The organism is Frankia sp. AiPs1, from assembly GCF_023716945.1.
GTDB lineage: Bacteria > Actinomycetota > Actinomycetes > Frankiales > Frankiaceae > Frankia.
The window spans coordinates 1-9,769 of record NZ_JAMQQF010000200.1 but is presented as its reverse complement, the minus strand read 5'-3'; the positions used below and the strand labels follow the sequence as shown (position 1 = coordinate 9,769).

8 protein-coding genes are annotated in these 9,769 nt (G+C 72.6%); 3 read left to right on the top strand and 5 right to left on the bottom strand.

Annotated elements, in window-relative coordinates:
* The first annotated feature begins 171 nt into the window (after positions 1-171).
* A complete protein-coding gene (locus ND748_RS17565; protein WP_251746882.1) occupies positions 172-912 on the top strand; it encodes an SDR family NAD(P)-dependent oxidoreductase in 741 nt (246 codons plus the stop codon).
* Positions 913-999: 87 nt separating this feature from the next.
* Positions 1,000-1,635 carry a TetR/AcrR family transcriptional regulator gene (locus ND748_RS17560; RefSeq protein WP_251746881.1) on the top strand — a complete coding sequence of 212 codons (636 nt, stop codon included), beginning with the start codon at positions 1,000-1,002 and terminating at the stop codon, positions 1,633-1,635.
* A gap of 15 nt (positions 1,636-1,650) precedes the next feature.
* Here the strand turns inward: ND748_RS17560 and ND748_RS17555 are convergent, their stop codons facing one another.
* The 3 genes from ND748_RS17555 to ND748_RS17545 form a co-directional block, all read right to left on the bottom strand.
* Positions 1,651-3,120, bottom strand: a complete 1,470-nt coding sequence (locus ND748_RS17555) for an aldehyde dehydrogenase family protein (RefSeq protein WP_251746880.1) — start codon at positions 3,118-3,120, stop codon at positions 1,651-1,653.
* Positions 3,120-4,226 carry a phenazine antibiotic biosynthesis protein gene (locus ND748_RS17550; RefSeq protein WP_251746879.1) on the bottom strand — a complete coding sequence of 369 codons (1,107 nt, stop codon included), beginning with the start codon at positions 4,224-4,226 and terminating at the stop codon, positions 3,120-3,122. The genes ND748_RS17555 and ND748_RS17550 overlap by 1 nt, the downstream gene beginning before the upstream one ends.
* Before the next feature lie 185 nt (positions 4,227-4,411).
* Positions 4,412-5,095, bottom strand: a complete 684-nt coding sequence (locus ND748_RS17545) for a TetR/AcrR family transcriptional regulator (RefSeq protein WP_251746878.1) — start codon at positions 5,093-5,095, stop codon at positions 4,412-4,414.
* Positions 5,096-5,214: 119 nt separating this feature from the next.
* On the opposite strand from ND748_RS17545, the gene ND748_RS17540 reads away from it, so the two are divergent.
* On the top strand, positions 5,215-6,822 hold the full coding sequence (locus ND748_RS17540; RefSeq protein ID WP_251746877.1) for an MFS transporter: 1,608 nt from the start codon (positions 5,215-5,217) through the stop codon (positions 6,820-6,822).
* Between the two features lie 78 nt (positions 6,823-6,900).
* Here ND748_RS17540 and ND748_RS17535 read toward each other — a convergent pair whose 3' ends face one another.
* Positions 6,901-7,752 (bottom strand): alpha/beta fold hydrolase, encoded by an 852-nt coding sequence (locus ND748_RS17535; protein WP_251746876.1) that lies wholly within the window; start codon positions 7,750-7,752, stop codon positions 6,901-6,903.
* An 18-nt stretch (positions 7,753-7,770) separates the two neighbouring features.
* Positions 7,771-8,925, bottom strand: coding sequence for an acyl-CoA dehydrogenase family protein (locus tag ND748_RS17530; protein WP_251746875.1), 1,155 nt, complete (start codon positions 8,923-8,925; stop codon positions 7,771-7,773).
* Positions 8,926-9,769 lie beyond the last annotated feature (844 nt).

Here is a 9,769-nt window from a genome sequence, read left to right as displayed (position 1 = left end):
CCCCCCCCCCCCCCCCCCCCCCCCCCCCCCCCCCCCCCCCCCCCCCCCCCCCCCCCCCCCCCCCCCCCCCCCACCGCAGTGGGCTCCGCCGCCTTGCGATGAGTAGACCTGTCTGTCTATCCTGGCCTCACCCGTAGACAGACAGGTCTACTCGATGAGTGGGGACGGATCATGGCGAGCAACGTGGGTACCGGCGAGCGTCGGGGTGTGGCGCTGGTGACGGGGTCGACCGGCGGGATCGGTCGGGCGGCGGCCCGTGCCCTGGCCGGGGACGGCTACGCGGTGATCGTGCACGGCCGGGACGCCGATCGAGGTGCGGCGGCCGTGGCGGAGATCGAGCAGGCCGGCGGCGAGGCCCGCTTCCTCGCCGCGGACCTGGCCGACGCGGCGGCGGTGGAGCGCCTGGCGAAGGAGGCCGGCGAGGTCGACGTCCTGGTCAACAACGCCGGCGCGTCGTGGTTCGGGCCGAGCGCGCAGCTCGACACCGCGACCTTCGACGCGCTGTTCGCGGGCAACGTCCGCGCCGCCTACCAGCTGGTCGCCGCGCTCGCGCCGGGGATGGCCGAGCGCGGCGCGGGCAGCATCATCAGCGTCGACAGCATGGCCGGCCGCGTCGGGCTGGCCGGCGGTGCGGCCTACGGCGCGACCAAGGCGGCGCTGACGGCGATGAGCCGCGCCTGGGCGGCCGAGTTCAGCCCGGCGGGGGTGCGGGTGAACACGATCGCCCCCGGCCCGGTGTACTCCGACGGCGCCCGGCCCGACTTCATCGCCCAGCTCGGCACGACCACCCTGCTCGGCCGCGCCGCGCAGGTCGACGAGATCGCCGGAGTCGTCGCCTTTCTGGCCTCGCCCGCGGCGAGCTACATCACCGGCGCGGTCATCCCCGTCGACGGCGGGCGCAGCGCCGTGTGAGTACCCCCGGCGCGGCGCGGCATATCGTTGGATGGACCGATCTGTCTGGTGATGCCGATCCGTCCGAAGAACGTGGAGGTGGGGCGCGTGGCCGCGACGAGGACCCGGCGCACGCAGACGGGTGCGGCGGAGCACCGCCCGGCGCGGGAGCGGCTGCTTGCCGCCGCCGACGAGCTGTTCTACGCCGAGGGTGTGCAGACGGTCGGCATCGATCGGATCATCGAGCGGGCCGGGGTCGCGAAGGCGTCGCTGTACAACACCTTCGGCAGCAAGGAGGAACTGGTCCGCGCCTACCTGGCCGGCCGGCACGCCGGCACCACCGAACGGCTCCTGCGGGCGGTGGAGCGCGCGCCGGACCCGCGGGCCCGCGTGCTGGCGATCTTCGATGCGCAGGGGGTGCTGTTCGCCGAGCCCGACTTCCGGGGCTGCGCGTTCGTCACGGCCAGCGCCGAGGCGCCGGCGGGCGGCTCGGTGGAACGCGCCGCGGACGACTACCGGGCCTGGATCCTCGCCCTGTTCACCGACCTCGCCCGGCAGGCCGGCGCCGCCGACCCGGCCGCGCTGGGCCGCCAGCTCCAGCTCGTCTACGACGGGGCCGGCCTGACCGCCCGGATGGACCGCACCCCCCAGGCCGCCCGCACCGCCCGCGCCATGGCCGAGACCCTGCTGAACGCGGCGATCCCGGCGCCGGCGCGGTTGCGCGACGCCGTGGAATCTCCGTGATCGCCAGAGGTGGGGTCAGTCGCGCAGGACGGTCTTGGTGCGCATGAGGAACTCGCCGAGGTAGCCGTCGTGGGGGACGTCGGGTCGCATCCAGTACGTGGGGTGGTCGCCGACGTAGACGTTGCTGATCGTGGGCTCCGCGACGAGCCGGTCGACCAGGCGCTCGTCGGCGGTGATGGCGGTCAGGACAAGGGAGTGGCGCAGCGGGCCGATCCCGTCGGCGGGCGACCAGGGGGCCACCCACACGCAGGGGAAGCCCAGCTCGATGCCGGTCTGCGCCGCGTCTGCCCGGTCGACCTGGAACACCGCCGGGCGCAGGGCGACGCCACCGCCGGGCACGGGGTCGGTGATCCCGGCGCCGCCGAGGTGCGCCGTCGTCCCCGCCGCGTGGTCGAGCAGGTACCGCTCCAGCGCCGCGGCCGGCTCGGTCGGCTGGCAGGGCAGCACCGCCCGGTCGTCCTCGGGCGGCAGGGTCGGGATGGCGGCGAGCCGTTCGGCGAGCGCCGCGGCGAGGCCGTCGGGGTCGGTGTCGGTGAACACCGCCGTCGCGTTGACGCAGGCCGTGCCGCCCTCGTCGCCGACGGAGTCGACCAGGGTGTCGAGGTGGTGGTGCCAGTCCTCGCCGGCGAGCAGGATCTTCGAGCGGCCCGGTCCCTGCACGAGCACCGTGGGGTCCGCGCCGTACTTGGCGACCACGTCGTCGCCGCCGTAGACCATGGACAGGTCGGCGGCGGAGATGATCTCGTCGGCGACGGCGTGGTCGGTGGGCAGGTAGGCGACCTGGTCGGGGCCGAACCCGGCGGCCCGCAGCGCGGTGATCAGTCGGTGCGCGGTGAGCGGTTCGCGCCGGGACGGTCGCACCGCGACCCGGTAGCCCAGCGCCAGCGCCTGCGGCCACAGGGCGTGCACGCCGGGATGGTTGCCGGACGCGTGCACCGCGAAGACCTCCCCGCGCCGCGTCCACACCGCCCGTCCACCCTGGGTGGCCGGGTCGTGCCAGTCGTCGACGCTCGCCTGGGGCCGGGCCTGGCGGGCGTCCCGGCCGGCGCCGAGCAGCGCCCGCCAGGTCGTCTCGGTGGCATGGCGGACGACCGAGATCGGCATCCCCGAGATCCGGCTGACCGCGTGGGAGTACTCCTCGACGGACAGTCCGGCGACGGTCTGGGTGGCGAACACCTCCCCGGCCCGGGCGAGCGCGACGAACCGGTCGGCGGCCGGCAGCGGCTCGGCGGCCCGCAGCGCGGCGACGGCGCGATGCACGTACAGCGACGGCACCAGGCTCAGCTCGGCGAGCGGGACGCCGGCCAGGTCGGTGATCGGCAACCGGTTACGGGACCGGAAGGGACCGGCGGGGCCCAGCGCGTCGAGTTCGATCAGCGCGGCCCGGTTCTCGGCGGCTTCGGCCCGGTTGTCGGCGACCCGGGTCCCGGCGGCTTCGGGCCGGTCGGTCGCGGGCGGCGTGGCGGACGGGCTCCTGGCCGGCATCAGTACACCCCCTCGATCACCGGGGAGTCGCCGAAGACGGCGACCGGCGAGACGTCCGCCACGGAGTCGCCGACGCGTCCGGGCGGAGGTTCGATCCGGGTCGCCTCGTCACGTTCGAGGTTGTTGGGCAGCAACACCGACTTGCTGACGTGGTTCATCACCACGCGCCCGCGGCTGCCGTAGGGCACCGATTCGCCGGTTTCCGGGTCGACCACCCGGAACGTGACATACGGGGAGAACGAGTCGAAGATGCAGGGGTCGTCCGGGGTGAGTCCGGCGCGTTCGATGGCGCTCGCGAGGACCATCGTGCTGCCGTACCGGCCGATCAGGCGGGTCCGGGGGAGGACCTCCGTGCGCAGCAGGTAGCGGGTGTCCGGGTCCATGTGCGCGCCGCCCCACTCGACGACCTGCACCCGGTCGGCGATCAGCTTGCGCAGCTCGTCATCGCGGACCAGCCGTTCCAGCAGCGGCGGCGTGGCGACCAGGACGCCGATGTCCTGTGACTCCAGGATGGCGCGGGCCTGCGCGATGATGTGGTCGGCGTACTGGTCGGCCTGCTCGGGGTGGCCGGCCGCGATGCACTTCTTCACCCAGCGGGGATCGAGGTCGACGGTGAAGTTCAACCGGCCGCGCAGCCGGACCGTCTCGCGGACGATCGCGCCGAACATGTGCGGTCCGCTCGGCGCCAGGGCGAGCCAGTCGGCTCCCCGTGGGTAGTCGCGGGCGTCCATCTCCTGGTCGGTGCGGGCGAGCAGCCGCTCCATCCAGTCGGCCATGAAGACCACATGCTTCGGGGGGCCGGTGGTGCCGCCGGAGTCGTAGACGCCGTAGATCGCCGCGTCCTGCCCCGCGTAGCCCTGGGGGATCAGATCCCCGGCGGGCACGTGCCGCAGCCGATCGACGATGTTGGGGAACCTGGCCAGGTCGGCGGCGGTGTGGATGTCCTCGCGCGGGTCGAAGCCGAGGGTGTCGGCCTGGTCCAGCCAGAAGCGCGAACCCGTCCGCGGGTCGAAGTGCCAGCGCATCGCCGCTTCGATCAGTTCGGTCTCGGCCGGGATGAGGTCGACCGGGCCGTCGAGGATCGGATCGCGGTGCAACGTCGTCATCGGATGCAGCCTCCTGCCGCCTGCGTGCCATGACGGGCGACCGTGGCACGACCCGCGCCGCCGCCCTTCGGCGGACGCCCTGCCCTGAGTGCAGGTCGAACGGGTGCGGATGTCAACCGCAGTGATCGCGTGTCGGGCGGTCAGGTCAGGCCGGGTCAGGCCAGGTCAGGGCAAGTCAGGACAGGTCAGTGGCCGGGGCTCAGTGGGCCCGTCTTCAGGGCGGCCATCGCGCTGGTGACGAGGGGGGCGAGGTCGGTGCCGGTCGGCATCGTGGCCCAGGTCTCCATGACGACGTTGAGTGCCGCCAGGGCGCAGCCGGTCGCCACCTGAGTGGACAGGTCCGTGGCGGGCCGGCCGAGGCGGGGCGCCAGGGCCTGGGCCAGGACGTTCTGGCCGTTGCGGGACGCCTCGACGAGCAGGCCCCGCATCCGGGGCAGCTCGGAGATGAGCCGCAGCAGGGTGCGAACCTCCTCGGGGTCCTTCTCCTGGTTCGACCACATGTGCACCATCGCCCGGCCGAGGGCGTCGGCGGGATGCTCGTGTGCCGGCCGCTCCCGCAGCGCCGCGATGAGCTCGGTCAGCTCGAAGTGCACGGCCTCGCGGAGCATGTCCTCCTTGAACGGGAAGTAGCGGAACACCGTGCGCGGGCTCAGGTCCACCGCGGCCGCCACATCCTCGACCGTGGTCGCGTCATATCCGTGGGACATGAACAGGCGCAGAGCCGTGTCCGCGATCGTCGCGCGGATCCGGGCGCGCCGCCGCTCGGCCCGCGTGCGCTCGGCCCGCGTCCGCTCGGCTCCACCGTCGCCGACCTCGGCGGCGACCGCGGGAGCGCTCGAAGCCGGGGCCGCCCCGATCCTCGTCGTCACGAGGTGATCGTAGCGCGGAGGAACGTGATTGTCATCTCTGACATGTTGGCAGAACTGCCACTCTGACATTCAATGTCACTGAGCCGATCGCCATCGGCCGAGGTGGAGGGGGTCAGAACATGGCAACAGCTACGGACGCGGCGCAGTCACCGCGCCACGCGGCCGGCGGGAGCGGCTCGGAGGGCGGTGGCACCAGCAGGCGGGGACATCCGTGGCTCACCCTGGTCAGCGTCGCGCTCGGCGTGATCATGGTGGGTCTCGACGGCACCGTGGTGTCCATCGCGAACCCGAGGATCGCCGAGGATCTGCACGCATCGCTGTCCGACCTGCAGTGGGTGACCAACGCCTACCTGCTGGCCCTCGCGGTGCTGCTGATCCCGGCGGGCAAGCTGGGCGACCGGTTCGGCCGACGGTTGATCTTCCTGATCGGCGTGGTCGGGTTCGCCCTGACGTCGCTCGCGGTCGGCCTCGTCGGCTCGATCGAAGGTGTGATCATCTTCCGGACGCTGCAGGGCGTCGCCGGAGCCCTGCTCATGCCGAACACGCTGGCGATCCTGCGTTCGGCTTTCCCGCCGGAGAAGCTGAACTCGGCCATCGGGATCTGGGGCGGCGCCTCGGCGATCTCGATCGCGGGCGGGCCGATCATCGGCGGCCTGCTCGTGGAACACGTGTCCTGGGAGTCCGTCTTCTACATCAACGTCCCGGTGGGCGCGATCGCGCTGATCGTCGGTCTGTTCGTGCTCGCCGAGAGCCGCGACGAGTCGGGTTCCCACCGCTTCGACGCCCCCGGCCTGCTCACCCTGGGCGGCGGTCTGTTCGCGCTCGTCTTCGGGATGATCAAAGCGCAGGGCTGGGGCTGGGGCTCCGGTAAGACGATCGGCTTCCTGGTCGCCGCCGTCGTGCTGCTGGTGCTGTTCGTGGTCATCGAAACCCGGGTGCGCGCGCCCCTGCTGCCGATGCGGCTTTTCCGCAACCGCTCGCTCAGCCTGAGCGCGCTCATCGTGACGCTGACCTTCTTCGCGATGTTCGGGGTGCTGTTCTTCCTCACCCTGTACCTGCAGAACGTGCACGGATACTCCGCCATCCAGGCCGGCGTGCGCACGCTGCCGCTGTCGGCGGTGTTCATGGTCTCGAGCCCGCTGGGCGCCGTCCTCAACGGCCGCTTCGGCCCGCGGGTCCCGATCACGATCGGGATGGCGTTGCTCCTCGCGTCGTTCGTCGTGCTCACCCAGCTCGAACCCGACTCCTCCTTCAACCTGCTGTGGCCGCCGTTCGTCGCCATCGGCGTCGGCGTCGGGCTCATCATCACCGCCGCCTCCGATGCGATCATCGGCAACGCGCCGATCGAGGACTCCGGGGTCGCCGGCGGCCTGCAGTCCACGGCGACGCAGCTCGGCGGGGTGCTCGGCACCGCGGTGCTCGGCTCCGTGCTCGCCAGCCGGGTCGGGTCGGTGCTGGTCGACCGGCTGGTCAGCGCCGGGGTGCCGGCGGAGCAGGCCGGCAGGCTCGCCCAGGCCAAGGAGCTCGTCGGCCAGGGCCTGGTGCCCCCGGCCACCGGTACGTCCGCGTCCGTGCAGGGCGCGATCGAGGCCGGCAGCCATGCCGCGTTCATGAGCGGGTTGCACGTCGCCATGGTGATCGGCGCGGTGCTGTCCGGCGTGGCGATGGTGCTGGCGCTGTTCATCCGTCCCGGCCAGAACGCGGGCAACGCCGTCGCCCACGTCTGATCCCCGCTGTGCGGCGGGATCCGGATCGCCCTGCTCGGGGCCCCGGATCCCGCCGCGCCGCGTCCGGTCCCGGTCGGGTCAGCGACCCTCGGTGTGCGCCAGGATGTCCCGACCGACGGTGACGGCGTCCTGCAGCGGGCCGAAGTGGCCGAGATGGCCGTAGGAGACGTGCCGGGCGTCGGGCAGCGCCGCGGCCAGCCCGGGTGCCGCGGGGACCAGCTCCGAATCGGACATCTCGCCGGTGGCGACGAGGGTGGGCACCGCCGCCCGAGCCACCGTCGCCCAGGTGATGCGGCCGCTGGCCTCGAAGAAGCGGGCCTCCTGCTCGGCCCGGCAGCGTAACCGCACGGTGCCGTCGGGCAGGTCCTCGAAGCCGTGCTCGACGTAGGCGGCGAGGGCGCCGGCGGTGAGATCGCGCAGCGGTGGCCGGGCCGCGTACCGGGCCAGCGCCGCCGCCCGGGAGGGGAACACCTCCCGCCGCTGGCGGGCGGCGGTGGCCATCAGGTCCGATCTGGCCGGGGGCGGGTCGGGCGGGGCGATCACCGGCTCGTAGAGGTAGGCCGAGGCGAACGTCCCGGGATGGTCCGCCTCGGTCTGCAGCCCGATCGCGCCGCCCATCGAGTGACCGGCCAGGTGCACGGCGCCGGGTGCGCCGTCCGCCTGCGCTACGGCCGCGGCCACCGCCCGCGCCGCGGTCAGGACGTCCTCGACCATGCTTGCCCAGGCGAACTCGTCGTCGTCCCGGGCGGGGGACTCGCCGTGCCCACGCAGATCCACCGCCCAGACCCGCCGCGACGCGGTGAGCAGGCGGGTCAGCGGCTCGTAGGCGCGCCCGCAGAACCCGGTGGCGTGGCAGAGCAGGATGGCCGGGCCGACACCACCGAGATCGTGCACGGCGATGGTCCGGCCCGACCGGGTCGTCAGCCGCATGCGAGGCGACGGTCGCGCTCAGGCGGGCCCCTCCAGCGCGAGCGAGCGGCCGATGACCTCCTTCATGATCTCGCTGCTGCCGCCGAGGATTCGGCTGATCCGCACGTCGCGGTACATCCGAGCGATCGGGTACTCCTCCATCCAGCCGTAGCCGCCGTGGAGCTGGACCCCGGCATCGACCGCGTCGAACTCCAGCTCGGTGGCGAGCAGCTTCGCGGCGGCGGCCTCCTCGATGGTCAGGTCGCCGTCGACCTTGCCGCGCAGGCAGGTGTCCACGAAACTCTGCACGGCCTGGGTGCGGGCGTGGAGCGCGGCGAGGACGAACCGGGTGTTCTGGAAGCTGCCGATCGTGGTGCCGAACGCCTTGCGGCTGCGCACGTACTCGGCGGTGAGCTGCTGGGCCCGCCGGGCGCTCGCGATGCTGCTGATCGCGATGGACAGCCGCTCGGAGGCGAGGTTGCGCATGAGGTAGTTCATCCCCCGGAACTCCTCGCCGATCAGGTTCGCGGCCGGCACGCGGGCGTCGGCGAAGAACAGCTCGGAGGTGTCCTGCGAGTGCGCGCCGACCTTGTCGAGCTTGCGGCCACGCTCGAAGCCCGGTGTGCCGCGCTCGACCGCGATGAGGCTGAGCTTGGTCGGCTGTTCCTGCGGCTGCGTCTTGACCGCGACGACGACCAGATCCGAGATCAGGCCGTTGCTGATGAAGGTCTTCGCGCCGTTGAGGACGAAGTGGTCGCCGTCGCGGATCGCCGTCGTGCGCATGCCGCGCAGGTCGCTGCCCGCGCCGGGCTCGCTCATCGCGACCGCGGTGATGATCTCTCCGGAGGCGTAGCCCGGCAGCCAGCGGGCCTTCTGCTCGTCGTTGGTCAGGTCGAGCATGTACGGGGCGAGCAGCTCGTTGTGCAACTGCAACGCGAGGCCGCTGACGCCGGCGAGCGCGAGCTCCTCGGTGATCACCGCGTCGAAGCGCGGGTCGGTCATCCCGGCACCGCCGAACTCCTCGGGCACCCGAAGGCCCAGCAGGCCCATCTCGCCCGCCTTGGTCCACGCCGCCCGGTCGACGATGCCGTTGCGCTCCCACTCGTCGATGTGCGGCAGGCACTCCTTCGTGATGAAGGTCTGGACCAGCTCGCGGAACTCCTCGTGCTCGGGCTCGAAGATGGTGCGCTTCACAGGTCGGCTCCCGTCCAGATCCATGCGGCTCGACTCGCATCATGGCAAATAGCCGCCCAGGACGCCCGATTCGTACGATCGCCGGCCGGTTGGCCGGTTGGCCGGTTGGCCGGTTGGCCGGTTGGCCGGTCGGTCGGTCGGGGGTGCGGTCGGGGGTGCGGTCGGTGGGGAGTGCGGGCGGTCGGGGGTGCGGTCGGTCGGGGCGCGGGGGTGCGGGGGTGCGGGCGGTCGGGGGTGCACGGTGCGGTGCGCCTCGCGATCGGTCCGCCGTGTTCGGCGTGCCCGGCGGTCATGTCGCCGCCGCCCAGTCGCAACCGCGTTCCGCGTAGTACAGCGCGCTTGTCTGCCAGCAGCCGCGCGGAATGATTTCCGGGCGGAAATCCCCACGTCGCGGGATCGCGCTGGCCTGAAGGCGCTATCCGCGCCGTGAGCAATACTTGCGCAAATCGGTCGTAAACGGATAGACCTGGGCCCGTTAGGGGTGGGGATGACCGATGGGAGACCTGAGAATGCCTCCGTGGCACGGGCGCGCCGACCGACGGCGCCCCCGGAAATTCCGTCCATCTGTTCCGCTGTTGTCGGCGACGCTGGCGCTGGGTGTCCTTTCCTGCGCCGGGGTCGTCGGCTGCGATCGCGGGCAGGAGACATCCTCCGCCGGTCTGGTTCCCGCGGCGGCGCCGATCTCCGGCGCCCCGGCGGCACCGTCCGCCGCGGCCCAGCCGTCGGCGCTCGCCGCCCAGGGCGCCCCGCCGGTGCCCTGTCTCTTATAAACATATCCGAGCCCAACAGACTGGCACTGATATCTGGTATGGCGTCTTCTTCTTGAAAATGTTGGGGGGGGGGG